Genomic DNA, 17,193 nt, shown 5'->3' on the forward strand with positions numbered 1-17,193 from the left:
CTTCAGGGGCGCGGGGAACTGCGCGCTCAGCCCACGGCGGCGGTCAGTCGCGCAACAGCCCCCAGCAGCACCCCACCAGGCGCTAGAGCAGCTCCCGCAGCTTCTCCGCCAGGAGATCCCAGCGCCACTTCTCCTCGACCCACTCCCGCCCTCGCTCCCCCATGCGCCGACGCAACTCCCCGTCGCCGAGCAGGGTGACGATCCGGTCGGCGGCGGCCTCCGGGGACCCGCCCCGCACGACCCACCCCGTCTCACCGTCGAGCACCGCGTCCGGCGCCCCGCCGGAGTCACCGGCGACCACGGGAAGTCCGGTCGCCGAAGCCTCCAGGTAGACGATCCCGAGGCCCTCCACGTCAAGGCCGCCCCGCCGGGTACGGCACGGCATCGCGAAGACGTCACCCGCCCCGTAGTGCGCGGGAAGCTCCTCCCACGGCACCGCCCCCGTGAAGCGGACGGAGTCCGAGACGCCGGTCTCGGCCGCCAGCTTCCGCAGCTCCTTCTCGTAGGGGCCGCCCCCGACGACCAGCAGCACCGCCTCGGGCTCCCGGGCCAGAATCCGTGGCATGGCGAGGATCAGCGTGTCCTGGCCCTTGCGCGGCACGAGCCGCGAGACGCACACCACGACCGGCCGGTCCGTCAGGCCGAGGCGGGCCCGCACGGCGTCCCCGCCCGATCCGGGGTGGAAGGTCTTCTCGTCGACGCCCGGCGGCAGTTGGACCATCCGCCCGGCCGCCGCGGGCGACAGCGCGGCGGCGATGCGCGAGCGCGTGTACTCACCCAGATAGGTGATCGTGTCCGTCGACTCGCCGATGCGGCCGAGCAGTTGGCGTGACGCGGGCAGCTGCGCCCACCCCGCCTCGTGTCCGTGCGTCGTGGCGACGAGCCGCCTCGCGCCCGCCTTGCGCAGCGCCGGGGACATGAGGCCAAGGGGCGCCGCCGCCCCGAACCACACCGACTCGCAGCCGTGTTCCCGCAGCAGCGAGACCGCGCGCCGCGTGACGCGCGGGGTCGGGAGCAGCATCGTCGTGGGGTCGCGTACGACCTTGAAGGGCTGCTCCGCGTCGAAGGCGGCCGTCGCCTCGGCGCCCTCGCGTCCCCGCTTCCACGTGGAGGCGTAGACGACGAGCTGTTCGGGGTCCAGCCGCAACGCCATGTTGTGCAGGAACGCCTGGATGCCACCGGGCCTGGGCGGGAAGTCGTTCGTGACGATCAGGGTCTTGTGCATCGTCGCCGACAGTACCCAAAGCCCGACGGGGCGCGGGACGGCCCCGCCTCTTGGCCCATTCACGGCCGGGCCCGGCATCATGGCTACCGAACCACAATGAAGTAGCCGAAAAGGGGCGTGGTGCGTGTGGTGCGGATCCTGACCGTCTGGGTCCTGACCAGGACGGTGCTGCTGCTCTGCGTCTTCAAGGTGCTCACCGCCCCGGGACCCGACGTGACCAGCGACGTCGCCGTCATCTACCAGGGCTGGTACGAGGTCCTGCGCACCGGCACCTTCCCCCTCGACGACGTCACCTGGCAGTACCCGCCCGCCGCCGCCCTCGCGGTCCTCTCCCCCGCCCTGCTGCCCTTCGTGGACTACACGTCCGCGTTCTTCGTGCTCGCCTTCCTCGCCGACGCGCTCGTCTGCGGACTGCTCCTGTACACGGGCCGGCGGCCCGGCAAGTCCCTGCGGGGAGCCTGGGTGTGGGTCGTGGGCGTGGCGCTGCTCGGGCCGACCGTGTACGCCCGTTACGACGTGATGGTCACGGCCGTCGCGGTCGCCTCGCTGCTCGCCGGGGCGCGGCACCCCCGCACGATGGGGGCGCTCGCGGGGTTCGGGGCGCTGCTCAAGGTGTGGCCCGCCCTGCTGCTCATCGGCACGCCACGCGCGCGTGCCACCCGCAGTTCCTGGGGCGCGGCGCTCGCCACCGCCGCCGGCCTGACCCTCGCCTTCCTGGTGACGATGCCCGGCGCGCTGGCCTTCCTGACCTTCCAGCGCGACCGCGGCACCGAGGTCGAGTCGCTGGGCGCGCTCGTCTTCCATGTCGCGCGGCACCTCGGCTGGCAGGGCGACGTGCAGCTCAACTACGGCTCGGTGGAGTTCCTCGGCCCCTACGTCCCGCTGGTCAGCACGCTGGCGCAGGGCCTCTCCGCGGCGGCCCTGTGCTGGCTGCTCGGGTGGCGGCTTCGCGCGCGTGTCTGGTCGGCGAGCACGGTCGCGGACGCGGCGTTCGTCGCCGTACTGCTGTTCACGGCGACGAGCCGGGTGATCAGCCCGCAGTACCTGCTGTGGCTGGTCGGGGTCGCCGCCGTGTGCATGGCGTTCCGTGCGAGCCGCATGCTGCTGCCCGCGCGCCTGGTGCTCGCGGCCACGTGCGTCACGTTCCTGGAGTTCCCCATCTGGTTCTCGCACGTGGTGGCGAGCGATCCGCTGGGCATCGCCCTGCTCCTCGTACGCAACGGCCTGCTCGTCGCGGCGGCGCTGATCGCCTGCCGGAACCTGTGGCGCCGGACGGTGTCCGAGCCGCGGGCCCGTGAGCGCGCTTCGGAGGCCGCGGAGGTCAGCCGAGCTCCGCGCGCAGATACGTACGCCACCGCGCCGTGAACTCCTCCTGTGTGGTGTCCAAGACGTCGCTCAGCGCGTCCTCGACCGCACCGGGCCGCTTCTTGTGCGCGCCGACCGCTTCGTAGAAGTCCGTCAGCCGCTCCTCGCCCCACTGGTCGGCGATCATCCGGCAGGCGAGCCAGGACCCTTCGTAGGCCTGGGCCAGCTTTCCCGCGTCCCCGCTGAAGCCGAACGCGTCGTCCTCGGGGAGCGCGCCGGGCAGTTGCTCGCGCTGGACGGCGCGGCGCAGCTCGGGGGCGGCCTGCAGGGCGGTGCGGCCCGTGCCGCGGTAGCCCACCCAGTCGGCGAAGCCTTCGGAGAGCCACAGCGGGGTCGCCGGTGAGGTGTGCGCGCGGGTCGCGACGTGGGTCGTCTCATGCGTGAGGACGACCTGCTTGCCGAAGTCCCCGAGCACGCCGTACGCCTCGGGGTTGACGATGATCCGGTCCGCGGGCGCCGCCCCGGAGTCACCCGCCTCGCCCGTGGTCACCGCCGCGATCCCCTGGTACCCGGAAGCGGGCGCCCCGAGCAGCCCCGCCATGCCGTCCAGGGACCTGGGCACCAGGACGACGACCCGCTGCGGCCACTTCCCCGGCCACGCGTCCCGCACCAGCGGCACCGCACGGTCGGCGAGGTCCGCGTACTCGCGCAGCGTCTCCTCGACCCGCTCGCTGCGCCCGATGCCGAGCACGAGGCTGTGAGCGCCCCGTACGGACGCGACCGGCCCCTGGTCCCAGAGTTGCTGCGTGGCCTTCTTCGCGGGGCGCTCAGCGGCGACGTACCACCGTCCGTCGCGCTCCTGGAGCGTGAGCGTGCGCGAGGTGGTGAGCGGCTCGCTGTCGTAGCCCTTGATCCGGTACCGCAGGTCCGCGGTCGCCGTGGCCCGCGCGCCGCTGCGTTCGAAGCCCGTCAGGCGGTACTCCCAGGAGTCGAGCGGCACCTCGCGGAGGTTGTCCCAGGCCTCGGCCTGGCGGCCCGTCGCGCGGTACGCCTTCGCGTCCCGGTCGAGCACCGCCTGCGCGCGCCGGTCCAGCAGCCTGCGCACGTCCCCGGGCGCGACATCGGGCGCCGAAGGACCGCCGCACCCGACGAGCAGGGCGACACAGATTCCAAGGACCCACGACCCACGCCCGCGACCAGCCACGTTGCCGATCGTACGGGCAGCGGGCCGCGGGCGGCCGGTCAGATCCGCGTCACCGACGACACCGGCATCATGCCGACCGGGTCGTAGCGCACGGGCGCTCCGGGGTAGGGCGCGTGCACGACCTGGCCGTTGCCCATGTACATCCCGATGTGGCTGGCGTCGTCGCGGTAGGCCACCAGGTCACCGGGCCGCGCCTGGGACAGGGGCACCTGCTGCCCCGCGTACCGCTGGGCCTGCGAGGTGCGCGGCAGGCCTACGCCCGCCTGGGCGTACGACCACTGGGTGAGGCCCGAACAGTCGAAGCCGGAAGGACCGTTGGCGCCCCACACGTAGGGCTTGCCGACGGCCGAGCGTGCCGCGGCGATGGCGGCGGCGGCGCGCGAGGAGGACGCCGCGGTGCCCCCGAGGTCCGGCATGTCGTCGCGTCCCGAGCGCGACGTCCTGTCGTAGGACTCCCGGTCCCGCGAGGACAGCGAGTTGAGCAGCTTGCGCGCCTTGGCGAGCTTGTGCTCGACGCTGCGCTTGTGGCGGGCGACCGCGGTGCGGCTCTTCTCCAGCTCGGAGAGCTTGTGCCCGGCCTCCGTGCGCTCCTGGGCGAGGCTGCGCTGGGCCTTCTGCAGATCCGTCAGTTCACCGGCCTGGCGGAGGCTGATGCGGTCGAGGGCCGCCGCCTTGTCCAGATAGCCGTCGGGGTCGGAGGAGAGCACCAGGGCGAGGGCGGGGTCGATGCCGCCCGAGCGGTACTGGGCCCCGGCGAGCGAACCGAGGGCGCCGCGCATGGTGTTGATGCGCTCCTGGCCGCGGGCGACGCTGTCCTTGGCCCGCTCGACCTGCTCCCGCAGCGTGTCCGCGCGCTCGTCGGCCTTGTTGTACGCCTCGGTGGCCTTCTCGGCCTGCTCGAAGAGGCGGTCCACCTTGGCCTTGGTGGTGGTCGGGGTGTCCTGCGGTGCGGCGCCCGCCGGTGTGGCGGCGAGGGCGGCCGCGGCGGTGGCCGCGGCGGCTGACAGGACGGTTACGCGCGTGCTCCGGTCCAGACCGGACAGCGCGGGACGACGATGGGACCCCACGGGAAGCCGCTCTCCCTCCGCTGACGGACCCCCGGACGACGAACGAACCGGGGGAAAGTCCCCCCGATCCGTCGGGGGAATGCGCGCGACAGTAGCCGTGGGATCGCGTCACGGCCAAAGACCCGGCCGTGCACACAACGTGACGCCCCGCCGGAGACGCAGGTCACCGACGGGGCGCGGGGTCAGCGGGAGTTGCCGTAATTCGCCCGTTTGGGCGGCACTCCGGTCGTTTCAGATGCGGACGCCGAACTGGAAGGAGCCGATGGTGGACATCGACTCGTAGCGCACCACGGCACCGGGCTTCGGGGCGTGCAGGACCTGGCCGTTGCCCGCGTAGAAGCCGACGTGCGCGAGGCTGTTGAAGAACACCAGGTCGCCGGGCTTCAGCTCGCCGCGGCCGATCTTCGTGCCGTCGTTCTGCTGGGTGTACGTGGTCCGGGTGATCTGCACACCGGCCTGGTTGTACGCCCACTGGGTGAGGCCCGAGCAGTCGTAGGAGTTGGGGCCGCTGCCGCCGGAGACGTAGGGCTTGCCGAGCTGGGTCGCGGCGGCGCTCAGGGCGGCCTGGCCGCGCTGCGATGCCGGGACCTCCTTGCCGAGGTCCACGCGGTCGCCGGCGTCGCGGCTGGCGCGGGTCTCCTTGGCGGCGAGGGCCTGCTTCTCCTTGGCGGTGAGCGTGTTGAGCAGCTGCTGCGCGGCGCCGAGCTTGCTCTGGACTTCCTTCTTCTTCTTGCCCAGTTCCTTGCGCGTGTCGGCGAGGTCCTTGAGCTTGTCGGAAGCCTCCTTGCGCTCCTGCGCGAGGGTCCGCTGCTTCTCCTGGACCTTCTTGAGCGCCTCGACCTGCTGACCGCTCAGCTGGTCCATGGTGGACGCCTTGTCCAGGTAGTCGTCCGGGTCGGCGGAGAGGAAGAGCTGGACGGAGGGGTCGAGGCCGCCGGAGCGGTACTGCGCGCTGGCCATCGAACCGAGGCCGCCACGCAGGTCATTGAGGTCCTCCTGGCCGCGGGCGACCTTGTCCTGAAGCTCGCCGATCTCCTTCTCGAGCTTCTCCTGCTTCTCCTTGGCGCCGTTGTACCGGTCGGTGGCCCGGCCCGCGTCCTCGTAGAGCTTGTCGACCTTGGACTTGACCTCGTCCTTGCTCGGCTTCTCACTCGGCGTCGCGTTGGCCGCCTGGGAGGTGAGTGCGACGGCAGCGGCGGCGGTCGCGGTGAGCACGGTCACGCGCGCGCGGCTCGGCTGCTTGGGTCGACGGTGGGACGCCACGAAGGCGGCTCCTTCTCCTCCAGCCGCCTACCGAGATCCGGTGGGCGGGTACCACCGCTGCCACCCCGGATGGGTGATCAACCGAGCGGAGGTTCGAGGCGAGACCCTAGTGACCTTCTTGTGATCAGTTCAAATCCTGACGGCCAAAAAGTGGGGTGCGGGGTGCATATTTTACCGATAACGCACAGGCGGTAATGATGAATTGACACTGCGTTGCACGATCGATGCCCCAATTCGGGCATAGGGAACAGGAGTTACGTGGTGCCCCTTAGCCCCGCGAAAGCGGCGTGCGTCAGCCGCGCGAAAGCCGCTTCAGGAGGACGACCGAGGCGACCGGACGCGCCCCCGCCTTCGCGATCCCGTCGGCCACCTCGCGGTCGGTCGAGACGACGACCACCGGACGCCCGGGAGGCTCCGCGCGCACCAGCTGGCGGATCAGTTCGTCCGCGGTGACGCCCGCCTTGGAGAACAGCACCCGCACCCCGCGCGGCGGCGCGAGCAGCACCGGCGCGGCGAGTTCGGCCCCGTCGAAGACACAGGTCATCTCGGCGCCCGTCTGCGCGGCGAGCTGCGAGAGCGAGCCGAGCAGGCGCAGCCGCTGTTTCTCCAGGGGCATCGTCGGATAGCCGGTCTTGGTGACGTTGTAGCCGTCCACGACCATGTGCGCCTGCGGCAGCGCGAGCAGTTGGTCCAGGATCGCCGGGTCGTTCTCGGAGAGCGCGCGGGCGGCGATGTCCTTGGGGGTCATGCGCCCCGGCTCGACGGCGTCCACGGTCTCGGCGGGCCGCACGGAGACGGGCGGCAGGGCCAGTTCGCGGCGCAGCCCCTGGGCGGATTCCAGGACCGTGTCGAGCAGCAGCCGCACCCGCATGTCCTCGACGCTGCGGCCCTCGCGCGCGGCCCTGCGGCTGGCCTCCAGGGCGGCCTCGGTCTCGCTGAGCCGCGCCTTGAGCCGCCGGGACTCGCTCTCGGCGGCGGACAACTGCGCCTGCCCCTCGGCCCGTGCGGCGTCGGACTCGGCGGCGGCCTTGCGCAGGGCCGCCTCGCCGCGCTTGACGTCGCTGAGGGCGCCGCGCAGCTTGCGATGCATCGATTCGGCTTCCTTCTTCGCCGACTCCAGCTCCGTGCGCAGCCGTTCGGTCTCGGCCTTCGTATGGCCGCGGGCCGCGGAGAGTTCCTCGCGCAGCCGTTCGAGCTCCGCCCTGGTCTCGTCGTCGACGCGCTCGGCGTCCGCCCGCTGGGCCTCCTCGCCCGCGGCGGCCACCAGCTTCACCCAGCCGGTGGGACGCAGCACATAGGCCGCGGCCGCCACGTCGAGGGGGTCCGCGGCCGGGGGTGGTGAACCCGCGTCCAGGGCGCCGGTGAGCTCTGGCTGCGTCTCTCTGAGACGTTCGCCGATGCGCTGCCTGAAGAGCGGATCGCCCTCCAGGGCGGTCGCCATGGCGTTGCCCGCGAACTTCGTGCGCCGGGTCGGCGTGAAGCGGGCGTACTGCCGAAGCTGTGCGGGCAGTTCGCTGACCGTGAGCCCGCCGAAGCCGTCCGAGACGATCTGGACGACCCGCCGGCGCACTCCGTCGGGCAGCGGACGGTCGAGCACCTCAGCGGTGCCGTCGTCCGGCTCCCCGCTTGCGCTCTCCACCATCCGTCACCCCACTACCTGTGCGGGTCCCGCTCCCTCAGGAGCCGGCACCCGGCCTGTCCACGAGTTCCACCTGGTCCACCGCGTTGCACCAGCGGCAGCGCACCGACTCGATGGTCTCACTGACCACCTCGCGTTCCTCGACGTTCGACTCACCGGCCAGGTCGAGGTGCACATATTCGACGACCTTCGACGAACGGGTCACGTCGAAACGCGTGAGGTTGCCGCAGAGGGCGCAGCGCCACCGGGTGGTGTCGGTCGGCAGAGGAACCGTCATCGTGGCTGTTCGCTTTCCTTCGGAATTCCATGGTGCGTGGTGCCCGTAACCCTAAGGCCTGTAAGGGTCTCCATGCGGCGGCCTCCCACGCGGCGGGGCGGTCTGTACGGTTTGCTGCGCTTACGTCATGCTCTGTTCATGATCAAGACATGGGGTACGACGGCGGGCCGGATGATCAGGGGCCAGTCCGCCCCGGTGACGTACGGCCTGATCGCCGCCTGTTCTCTGGTCTTCCTGATCTCCCCGGTGTCAGGGCTCAACCCGGCCTACGGCACGGGCGACGAGCTCCTCGCCGCCCAGCAGGCCTACTTCGAGCGCTGGGGCGTGGTCCCCTCGGAGCTGTTCAGCGGGGCGCCGCGACCCGTGCTCGCCCCGGCCACCGCGCTCTTCGTGCACGGCAGCTGGCTCCATCTCCTGGGCAACATGCTCTTCCTGTACGTCTTCGGGGCGATGGCGGAGGAGCGGATGGGGCACCTGCACTTCGCGCTCTTCTATCTCTGCAGCGGCTATCTGGCCCTCTTCGCCTACGCGGTCGCGCACGCGGGATCCGACCAGACCCTGGTGGGCGCGTCGGGGGCGATCTCCGCGGTGCTCGGCGCCTTCCTGAGCCTCTTCCCGAAGGCGCGGGTCACCAGTCTCTTCCCGTTCCTCTTCTTCCTGCCGCTGCGCTTTCCCGCGTGGCTGGTGCTGCCGTTCTGGGTGACGCTCCAGTGGCTGGCCGCGCTGCAGGGCGGCCAGGGTCCCGGTGTCGCCTATCTGGCCCATCTCGTGGGATTCTCGCTGGGCTTCCTCTACGCATGGGTGCGGTATGGCAGGAGGGCTAAAGTGAAGGAGCCAGTACCGGCCACAGAGGGAGACAGTCAGCCGTGATCACCGCGATCGTGCTCATCAAGACCAGCGTGGACCGGATCCCGGAGATCGCCGAGTCGATCGCCGCCCTCGACTGCGTCAGCGAGGTCTTCTCCGTGACCGGTACGTACGACCTGATCGCCATGGTGCGCGTCGGCCGCCACGACGACCTGGCCGACATCATCCCCGGCAGGATCAGCAAGATCCCGGGTGTGGAGGGCACGGACACGCACGTCGCGTTCCGCACGTACTCGCAGCACGACCTCGAAGCGGCGTTCGCGATCGGCCTCGACTCCTAGGCGTCCGCACGTCCCGGGCGTCGGCACGCGGTTGCCGGATGGATGAGGGTTTCTTCATCTGCCGCTCATGCTGCTGAGGCGGTACGCCCCGCACGCTCACCGTCATGGTCTTCACCCACCGCATGGCCGCTCTGGCCGCCGTCGTGGCGATCCCGCTCGGCATCGCCGCGACCAGCTATGCCCTGACCGACAGCCCCGAGCCGCCCAAGGCCCCGCCCAAGGTGGAGCTGGAGAGCGGCTCCACCTCGTCGTCCCCGTCCCCGTCCCCGCCCTCGTCGAAGCCCGCCGCTCCCCGGCCGACGCCGAGCGACGAGACGGTGTCCCCGCCGCCGGTGAGCGAGAATTCGCCAGGCGATGACAACAGCGACAACAGCGACAACGACGACGGCAACGAAGGAAGCGGCCAGGGCGACAACGACGACGACGGCCCCGGTGACGACGGCTGAGCGCCCGCACCGCTGGATATCCGCCCGTGTCCGCATCCTGCTCTGGCTGCTCGTGGTGATGGCCCTCGCGCTCACCGCCGTCGCGGCCACCACGCGTTCCGTCCTGCTGCGCGACGTCGACCACCGCATCGACCGGCTGCTCGCCCAGGAGACCGCGGAGTTCACCAACCTCGCCCGCGAAGGGGTCGACCCGCACACGGGCGAGAAGTTCACCGCTCCCGATCCCCTCCTGCGCCTCTTCCTGTCCCGGCAGTACGCCGACCCCGACGAGGAACTCCTGGGCCTGGTGGGCCGCCGCGGCAAGGCGCCCGCGAAGAAGGAGCAGTCGCGCGAGCCGCGGATCGACCATCCGCTCGCCGAGGACAGCGCGGCGCTGCGTACGGTCTTCGAGTCCCCCGACGCGACCGGCACCCTGCACCGTGAGGGCGGCGAGGTCCGCTGGGCGAAGGTGGAGATCGCGGCGAGCGCGGGCCATCCGGCGGCGGCGTTCGTCGTGGGCTTCCACCCGGCGGGCGAACAGGCCAAGGCGGGCGACGTGTTCACCATGCTGCTCGCCATCTCCGGGGTGGCGCTCCTGATGACGACGGGCATCGGCTGGGCCGTGGCCGGGCGCATCCTCAAGCCGGTGCGTCTGGTGCGTACGACCGCCGCGCAGCTCACCGAGCAGGATCTGACCCGGCGCATCCCGGTGCAGGGAAAGGACGACATCGCGGCGCTCGCCGAGACGTTCAACGCGATGCTCGACCGTCTGGAGCGCGCGTTCGCCGCGCAGCGCGAGTTCGTCGACGACGCCGGGCACGAGCTGCGCACGCCCATCACCATCGTGCGCGGCCATCTGGAGCTGATGGGCGACGACCCGGGAGAGCGCGAGGAGACGGTCCGGATCGTCATGGAGGAGCTCGACCGGATGAGCCGCATCGTCGAGGACCTCCTCCTCCTGGCCAAGGCCGAGCGCCCCGACTTCGTCACCCCGGAGCCGGTACAGCTCGCCGAGCTGACCGCGGACGTCTTCGTCAAGGCGCGGGCGCTAGGCGACCGTGACTGGAAGCTGGACCAGGTGGCCGACGGCGAGTCAGCCCTCGACCCGCAGCGCATCACCCAGGCGATGGTCCAGCTCGCCCAGAACGCCGTCCAGCACACCGTCCCCGGTCAGCGCATCGACATCGGTTCACGCGCCGCGGCGGGCCGGATCGAGTTGTACGTCGCCGACAGCGGACCCGGCGTCCAGGCGCAGGACGCCGCGGTGATCTTCGAGCGCTTCCGGCGCGGCACCGCACGCCGCGGGGCCCGCGCCACCGGCGCCGGACTCGGCCTCGCCATCGTGCGCGCGATCGCCGAAGGGCACAGCGGGCAGGTGGAGCTGCGGCCCACCGAAGGCGGCGGCGCCACCTTCGTACTCGTACTGCGAGAAGGACTGCGAGAACAGGAACCAGGACTGCCATGAACCGGATTCTCATCGTGGAGGACGAGGAGCGCATCGCCTCCTTCGTCGAGAAGGGCCTGCGCGCCAACGGCTTCACCACCAGCGTCGTCGGGGACGGCGAAGCGGCCTACGACTACGCCCTGACCGGCAACTTCGACCTGGTCGTCCTGGACATCGGCCTGCCCGGCGTGGACGGCTTCACGGTCCTGCGGCAGTTGCGCGAGGCCCGCGTCAGCACGCCGGTCATCGTGCTCACGGCACGCGATTCGGTCCGGGACACGGTGGCGGGCCTCGAAGGCGGCGCCGACGACTGGATGACCAAGCCGTTCCGCTTCGAGGAGCTGCTCGCACGGGTGCGCCTGCGGCTGCGCACGGCGGCTCGGGCGCCGGAGGTGACGGTGCTGCGCAGCGGGGAGCTGACGCTGGATCTGCGTACGCGAAGGGCCCGTTCGGACGAGCGGACGGTGGATCTGACGGCACGTGAGTTCGTGCTGCTCGAACTCTTCCTGCGCCATCCGGGCCAGGTGCTCTCGCGGGAGCAGATCCTCTCGCACGTGTGGGGCTACGACTTCGACCCCGGGTCCAACATCGTGGACGTGTACGTACGGGCGCTGCGCAAGAAGCTGGGCGCGGAGCGGGTGGAGACGGTGCGCGGGATGGGCTACCGGCTGCCGGGGTGAGCGGCTGCGTCGGGAGCCGTGGGTGAACTTCCCTTCATCAACGGCTCATTAAGGGCTCACCGCCGGGCCCCAGGCTCGTCGTGTGACCTTGAATCCGCGCCGGGCCATCAGCTTGTGCGTCGCGCTGAGCCTGTGCGCGCTGCTCCTGGTGCCCGGCAACTTCCCCGGCCTGAGCGGCGACGCGCGGCTCACCCTCGCGGTGTTCGCCCTGGCGACCTGTGCGTGGATCAGTACGCCCATCGACGACACGTACATCGCGCTCGGCGCCGGGCTCGCGCTCACCGCGACCGGCGTGATCAGCAGCGACACGCTCTTCGGCACCCTCGGCGACGAGACGGTCTGGCTGCTGATCTGCGCCTTCGTGCTCGCTGCCGCGGTGGCCCGCAGCGGACTCGCGGGCCGGGCCGCGGCCTTCCTCGTCAGCGGCGCCCGCTCCGTAAGGCAGTTGACGCATCTGACGACGGCCGCCCTGGTCGTCACGGCCTTCGCGGTGCCCGCCACGTCGGGCCGCGCCGCGCTCGCCCTGCCCGTCTTCCTCGCCCTGGCCAAGGTCTTCGCCGACCGCAAGCGCCTGGTGGTGATGCTGGCGCTGCTCTTCCCGACGGTGATCCTGCTCTCCGCGGTCGCGACCCTGATCGGCGCCGGCGCGCACCTGATCACGGTGTCCGTGCTGTGGGAGGCCACCGGGGAGCGGATCGGCTTCACCCAGTGGATGCTGCTCGGGCTGCCGCTCGCCGTCGCCTCGTCCCATCTGGCGGCGGAGGCCGTCCTGTTGACGACGACTCGGCGCGCGGACCGCGAGGGCCCGGTCCACATCACCGTCGAACAGCTCCAGGAGCACAGCGAGCAGCCGGTGACCGGAGCCTGGGAGCCCGCGGAGACCCGCTGCGCGCTGCTGCTGGCCACGGTGGTCGCGCTCTGGTGCAGCGAGCCCCTGCATCAAGTGCCGCCCGCGGTGGTCGCGTTGATCGGCGCGGTCGTCGCCTCGTCCCCCGCGCTCGGCACCGTACGCCTGAAGGACGCGCTGAAGACGGTGCCGTGGGCGCTGCTGCTCTTCATGGCCGCGACCATGGCGATGGGTGTCGCGCTCGCCGCATCGGGGGCGGCGAAGTGGCTGGTGGGCGGGGTCCCGCTCGATGTGCCGCCCTGGCTCTTCCTGACCGTCGTCGTGGCGGTGAGCACGGCCGCGCATCTGGTCCTGCAGTCCCGCTCGGCGCGCTCGTCCGTCCTGGTCCCCCTGGTCGTCGCCGCGGCCGTGGGCGCGGGCGTCAACCCGGTGGCCGCCGCGCTCGCCTCCACCGCGGCGGCCGGCTTCTGCCACACCCTGCCCGCCTCCGCGAAGCCCGTCACGCTCTTCGCCGACATCCCCGGCACTCCCACCTACACCCCGCGCGACCTGCTGCGCCTCTCCGCGGTCCTCGCGCCGCTGACCGCCGCGCTCGTCCTGCTGTTCGCCGTCGCGCTGTGGCCCCTGCTCGGCGTGCCCCTCCGCTGAACCCGCCCTTGAATCCACTCTGGAGACCGCCATGCTGACCCGTTTCGCCATCGCCCCCAGCGGCTTCAAGGAGTCCCTGTCCGCGCAGTCCGCGGCCGAGGCCATCGCCGAAGGAGTACGCCGTGTCGTGCCGCACGCGCAGACCGACCTGATCCCCCTGGTGGACGGCGGCGAGGGCACCGCGCGCTCCCTGGCCGCCACCGGCGGCGGCCGTCTGGTCGCCCTTCCCGCCACCGGTCCCGTGGGCCAGCGGATCGGCACGCACTTCGCGCTGCTGCCTTCCGGCGTCGCCGTGGTGGAGATGGCCGCGGTCGCGGGGCTCTCGCTGGTCCCGCGCGATCTGCGCGATCCGGGAGCCACGACGACGTACGGCGTGGGCGAGCTGATCAGGGCGGCGCTCGACACCGGCGCCCGCCGCATCCTGGTGGGCTGCGGCGACTCCGGCACGTCGGACGGGGGCGCGGGCGCGCTGCAGGCGCTCGGCGCCCGGCTCCTGGACGTGGACGGCTGGGAACTGCCGCGCGGCGGCCGTGAGTTGACCCGCCTGAGCCGCATCGATCCCTCGGGCCTCGACCCCCGCCTGAGGGACACCGAGATCCGCGTCGCCTGCAACCCCTTCAACGTCCTGACCGGCGAGCGCGGCGTCGCCCGCGTCTTCGGCCCCCAGAAAGGCGCGACGCCCACGCAGGTCGAACAGCTCGCCGCGGCCCTGGAGCACTGGGCGCACATCCTGACCCGCGACCTGCGCGGCACGGCGGACCTCTCCCAGGGCCCCGGGACGGGCGCGTCCGGCGGCCTGGGAGCCGGTCTCGCCGCCATCGGCGCCCAGCTCCTGCCCCGCTTCGACGTCCTGCTCGACCACCTGGACCTGGACAGGCGCCTGGCCCGCGCCGATCTCGTCGTCACCGCCGAGGGCGCCCTGGACCACCAGACGCCGCGCGGCAAGATCCCCGCCGAAGTGGCCCGGCGCGCCAAGCGGTTCGGCCGCCCGGTCCTGGTCCTCGCGGGCACGATCGGCCGGGGCGCGCACCACGTACGCGCGGAGGGCGTGGACGCCTACAGCGCGATCCTGCCCGCGCCGGTCTCGCTCACCGAGGCGCTCGGGCGTGGCGCCGAGTTCCTCACCGACGCCACCGAGCGCGCCCTGCGGATGATCGTCCTGGGCTCACGCCTGAGGGGACGGCCCTTGGTTCAGGCGGCGTTGGTGTCCGGCACGCAACGACCGTCCTCCGTACGGTAGTTCCAGCGCGCACCGTCCGCCACGAGCTCCTTGACGGCGCGCACGAAACGCTCCACGTGCTCGTCCGGGGTGCCCGCGCCGAAGCTCACGCGGATCGCGTTCAGCGACTTCTCGCCGGGCGCGGCCTCGGGGGCGCCGCACTCGCCCTGGGTCTGCGGGTCGCTGCCGAGCAGGGTGCGCACCAGCGGGTGGGCGCAGAAGAGGCCGTCGCGTACGCCGATGCCGTACTCGGCGGAGAGCGCGGCGGCGAAGTGCGAGCTGTTCCAGCCCTCCACGACGAAGGAGATGACGCCCACGCGCGGCGCGTCGTCCCCGAAGAGCGAGAGCACCTTCACTGCGGGCACCTCGGCGAGGCCCTCGCGCACCTTCGCGATGAGCTGGTTCTCGCGGGCGACGAGCTCGTCGAAGCCCGCCTCGGTCAGCGCCTTGCAGGCGGAGGCGATCGAGTAGACGCCGATGACGTTCGGCGAACCGGCCTCGTGCCGCGCGGCGGTGTCGTGCCACTCGACGTCCACGCCGCCGTCCGCACGCCGCGCGACCTTGCGCGAGGCGCCGCCGCCCGCGAGGTACGGCTCGGCCGCCCGCAGCCAGTCGGAGCGGCCCGCGAGGACGCCCGAGCCGAAGGGCGCGTACAGCTTGTGGCCGGAGAAGGCGACCCAGTCGACGTCCAACTCGCTGATGGAGACCGGGTGGTGGGGTGCGAGCTGCGCGGCGTCCAGGACGATGCGGGCACCGTGCGCGTGGGCGGCGGCGGCGAGCTCCTTGACCGGCCACAGCTCACCGGTGACGTTCGATGCGCCGGTCACGCACACCAGGGCGGGCCCGTAGGGGTCGCGGTCGGCGAGGGCGCGCTCCAGGGTGGCGACGGCCTGCTCGGCGGTGCGCGGCGCGTTCAGGTACGTCACGCGGGCGTCGCGCCACGGCAGGAGCGAGGCGTGGTGCTCGGTCTCGAAGACGAAGACCTGGCAGTCGGCCGGCAGGGCGGCGGCGAGCAGGCCCAGCGAGTCGGTGGTCGAGCGGGTGAAGACGACCTGGTCGTCCTCGCGGCAGCCGAGGAACTCGGCGACGGTCACGCGGCTGTTCTCGAAGAGGTCGGTGGAGAGCTGCGAGAGGTACCCGGCGCCGCGGTGCACGCTGCCGTAGTACGGCGCGTAGGCGGCCACGTCGTCCCACACCCGCTGCAGGGCCGGGGCGCTGGCCGCGTAGTCGAGCGCCGCGTAGGTCACCTCGCCGCCGGTGACGAGCGGCACGGTGACGTCACGGCCGAGGACGGGCAGCGGGGCGGCACAGACGGATCGGTCGGCGGCAGCGGTGGTGACAGACATGGCGAACTCCCGTAAGCAGGCAGGCGAGTTCACTGCGACGGCGCCCGTACGGCGCGGCAGTGACGAAGAAGAAAAGGGGGTGAAGAGGTGCGGAATAGGGGCCGGGAAGCCCTATCGCATTCGCTTGCTCACGAGACTGCTCCCTTGAGGACCAGGACCCCAGGGGTACGCCACTCATCGAGTGCGCAGGGGTCCGCGCTTGCCATACGCCTTGCTGCGTACGGCCTGGTCTTCACCCGGGGCACCCCGCCACGGACGGAGGGTTGCCGGACAGCGAGCCGGGGCCTAATCGCTGTCACTCATGACCTGCGCAGCATCTTGCCACACGATCTTCTCGGTGCCCACCGCAGTCCGGGATCCGGACTGCGGTGTGCGCCACATTCAGCTGTTGCTCGCCGCCACCCAGCGCTCCAGGGCCTTCTTGGCCGCCCCGGAGTCGATGGCCTGCGCCGCCTTCGCGATACCGGCGCCGAGCTGCTCCACGAGGGTCCCCTCGCCCGGCGAGAGGGCCACCAGGGCCGCCGCCGTGTTCAGCAGCACGGCGTCCCGCACGGGGCCGCTCTCGCCGTCCAGGAGGCGCAGCGCCACCTCGGCGTTGTACGAGGCGTCGGCGCCCCGCAGCGCCTCCACGGGGACCAGGTCGATGCCGACGTCCCGGGGGTCGAAGGCTTCCTCGCGCACGGAGCCGTCGCGCACGATCCAGACCCGCGAGGTCGCCGTGGTCGTCAGCTCGTCCAGCCCGTCGTCGCCGCGGAAGACCAGGGAGGAGTGCCCGCGCTCGGCGAAGACCCCGGCCACGATCGGCGCCATCCGCGCGTCGGCGACGCCGACCGCCTGGGCGCGCACCTTGGCCGGGTTGGTGAGCGGACCCAGGGCGTTGAAGACGGTCCTGATCCCCAGCTGGCTGCGTGCCGCACCGGCGTGTCGCAGCGCCGGGTGGAACTTCACCGCGAAGCAGAAGGTGATGCCGGCTTCCTCGGCCACCTCGACCACGCGGTTCAGCGGCAGCTCCAGGTTCACCCCGAGCTTCTCCAGGACGTCGGAGGCTCCCGAGGCGCTGGAGGCGGCGCGGTTGCCGTGCTTGACGACCTTCGCGCCGGCGCCCGCGGCCACGATGGCGGACATCGTGGAGATGTTGACGGTCTTGGCGCCGTCACCGCCGGTGCCGACGATGTCGACGGTCTCCCCCGGCACCTCGATCACATTGGCGTGCTCGTACATCGTGCGGACCAGGCCGAGGATCTCCTCCACGGTCTCGCCCTTGGCCCGCAGCGCGACCATGAAGCCCGCGATCTGCGCGTCCGTCGCCTCGCCGCGCATGATGCGGTCCATGGCCCAGGCCGTGTCCTCGGTGCTCTGGTCGCGCCCCTCCAGCAGCCCGTTCAGTACACCGGGCCAGGAACGGGCCGCCGCGGTGTTGCCTCCTGCGGGGGTCACAGCGCTCATCTGCCGCTCC

General features: G+C 72.0%; 16 protein-coding genes and 1 riboswitch. Of the genes, 8 read left to right on the forward strand and 8 right to left on the reverse strand.

Annotated features, from left to right (window positions below; all coding sequences use genetic code 11):
* Positions 1 to 82: 82 nt before the first annotated feature.
* On the reverse strand, positions 83 to 1,225 hold the full coding sequence (locus ACFUPX_RS38885) for a glycosyltransferase family 4 protein (protein WP_383333493.1): 1,143 nt from the start codon (positions 1,223 to 1,225) through the stop codon (positions 83 to 85).
* A gap of 117 nt (positions 1,226 to 1,342) precedes the next feature.
* Here ACFUPX_RS38885 and ACFUPX_RS38890 point away from each other — a divergent pair, with 117 nt between their 5' ends.
* Positions 1,343 to 2,590: a glycosyltransferase 87 family protein gene (locus ACFUPX_RS38890; protein ID WP_383333495.1), complete on the forward strand. Its 1,248-nt coding sequence runs from the start codon at positions 1,343 to 1,345 to the stop codon at positions 2,588 to 2,590.
* On the opposite strand, the gene ACFUPX_RS38895 is transcribed toward ACFUPX_RS38890, so the two are convergent.
* From ACFUPX_RS38895 to ACFUPX_RS38915, 5 genes are all read right to left on the reverse strand, one after another.
* Positions 2,547 to 3,734, reverse strand: coding sequence for a hypothetical protein (locus ACFUPX_RS38895; RefSeq protein ID WP_383333497.1), 1,188 nt, complete (start codon positions 3,732 to 3,734; stop codon positions 2,547 to 2,549). The two genes, ACFUPX_RS38890 and ACFUPX_RS38895, sit on opposite strands and share 44 nt — an antisense overlap.
* 38 nt (positions 3,735 to 3,772) lie before the next feature.
* The gene (locus ACFUPX_RS38900; protein WP_383333499.1) at positions 3,773 to 4,801 is read right to left on the reverse strand and encodes an NlpC/P60 family protein; all 1,029 of its coding nucleotides are present in this window, start codon (positions 4,799 to 4,801) and stop codon (positions 3,773 to 3,775) included.
* A 231-nt stretch (positions 4,802 to 5,032) separates the two neighbouring features.
* Positions 5,033 to 6,064 carry an NlpC/P60 family protein gene (locus tag ACFUPX_RS38905; RefSeq protein ID WP_383333501.1) on the reverse strand — a complete coding sequence of 344 codons (1,032 nt, stop codon included), beginning with the start codon at positions 6,062 to 6,064 and terminating at the stop codon, positions 5,033 to 5,035.
* Positions 6,065 to 6,356: 292 nt separating this feature from the next.
* Positions 6,357 to 7,706 (reverse strand): NYN domain-containing protein, encoded by a 1,350-nt coding sequence (locus ACFUPX_RS38910; RefSeq protein WP_383333503.1) that lies wholly within the window; start codon positions 7,704 to 7,706, stop codon positions 6,357 to 6,359.
* A gap of 34 nt (positions 7,707 to 7,740) precedes the next feature.
* Complete coding sequence (locus tag ACFUPX_RS38915) at positions 7,741 to 7,980, reverse strand: hypothetical protein (protein WP_351159438.1); 240 nt, start codon at positions 7,978 to 7,980, stop codon at positions 7,741 to 7,743.
* A 138-nt stretch (positions 7,981 to 8,118) separates the two neighbouring features.
* Here ACFUPX_RS38915 and ACFUPX_RS38920 point away from each other — a divergent pair, with 138 nt between their 5' ends.
* From ACFUPX_RS38920 to ACFUPX_RS38950, 7 genes are all read left to right on the forward strand, one after another.
* Positions 8,119 to 8,850 carry a rhomboid family intramembrane serine protease gene (locus tag ACFUPX_RS38920; RefSeq protein WP_383333505.1) on the forward strand — a complete coding sequence of 244 codons (732 nt, stop codon included), beginning with the start codon at positions 8,119 to 8,121 and terminating at the stop codon, positions 8,848 to 8,850.
* A complete protein-coding gene (locus ACFUPX_RS38925; RefSeq protein ID WP_383333507.1) occupies positions 8,847 to 9,128 on the forward strand; it encodes an Lrp/AsnC family transcriptional regulator in 282 nt (93 codons plus the stop codon). The genes ACFUPX_RS38920 and ACFUPX_RS38925 overlap by 4 nt, the downstream gene beginning before the upstream one ends.
* Positions 9,129 to 9,232: 104 nt before the next feature.
* The gene (locus ACFUPX_RS38930) at positions 9,233 to 9,574 is read left to right on the forward strand and encodes a small secreted hydrophilic protein (RefSeq protein ID WP_383333509.1); all 342 of its coding nucleotides are present in this window, start codon (positions 9,233 to 9,235) and stop codon (positions 9,572 to 9,574) included.
* 58 nt (positions 9,575 to 9,632) lie between these two features.
* Positions 9,633 to 11,018: an ATP-binding protein gene (locus ACFUPX_RS38935; RefSeq protein ID WP_383333542.1), complete on the forward strand. Its 1,386-nt coding sequence runs from the start codon at positions 9,633 to 9,635 to the stop codon at positions 11,016 to 11,018.
* Positions 11,015 to 11,677: a response regulator transcription factor gene (locus ACFUPX_RS38940; RefSeq protein ID WP_383333511.1), complete on the forward strand. Its 663-nt coding sequence runs from the start codon at positions 11,015 to 11,017 to the stop codon at positions 11,675 to 11,677. The genes ACFUPX_RS38935 and ACFUPX_RS38940 overlap by 4 nt, the downstream gene beginning before the upstream one ends.
* Before the next feature lie 88 nt (positions 11,678 to 11,765).
* Positions 11,766 to 13,172, forward strand: a complete 1,407-nt coding sequence (locus ACFUPX_RS38945; protein WP_383333544.1) for an SLC13 family permease — start codon at positions 11,766 to 11,768, stop codon at positions 13,170 to 13,172.
* 31 nt (positions 13,173 to 13,203) lie between these two features.
* Entirely contained in the window at positions 13,204 to 14,412 is a 1,209-nt protein-coding gene (locus ACFUPX_RS38950) for a glycerate kinase (RefSeq protein WP_383333513.1), read from the forward strand.
* On the opposite strand, the gene ACFUPX_RS38955 is transcribed toward ACFUPX_RS38950, so the two are convergent.
* On the reverse strand, positions 14,364 to 15,737 hold the full coding sequence (locus ACFUPX_RS38955; protein WP_383333515.1) for an aminotransferase class V-fold PLP-dependent enzyme: 1,374 nt from the start codon (positions 15,735 to 15,737) through the stop codon (positions 14,364 to 14,366). The two genes, ACFUPX_RS38950 and ACFUPX_RS38955, sit on opposite strands and share 49 nt — an antisense overlap.
* A 190-nt stretch (positions 15,738 to 15,927) precedes the next feature.
* A riboswitch (SAM riboswitch) is annotated at positions 15,928 to 16,044 on the reverse strand.
* Between the two features lie 74 nt (positions 16,045 to 16,118).
* Positions 16,119 to 17,183, reverse strand: a complete 1,065-nt coding sequence (gene trpD / locus ACFUPX_RS38960) for an anthranilate phosphoribosyltransferase (RefSeq protein ID WP_383333517.1) — start codon at positions 17,181 to 17,183, stop codon at positions 16,119 to 16,121.
* Positions 17,184 to 17,193 lie beyond the last annotated feature (10 nt).

This window comes from Streptomyces sp. NPDC057302 (assembly GCF_042667685.1).
Lineage (GTDB): Bacteria > Actinomycetota > Actinomycetes > Streptomycetales > Streptomycetaceae > Streptomyces.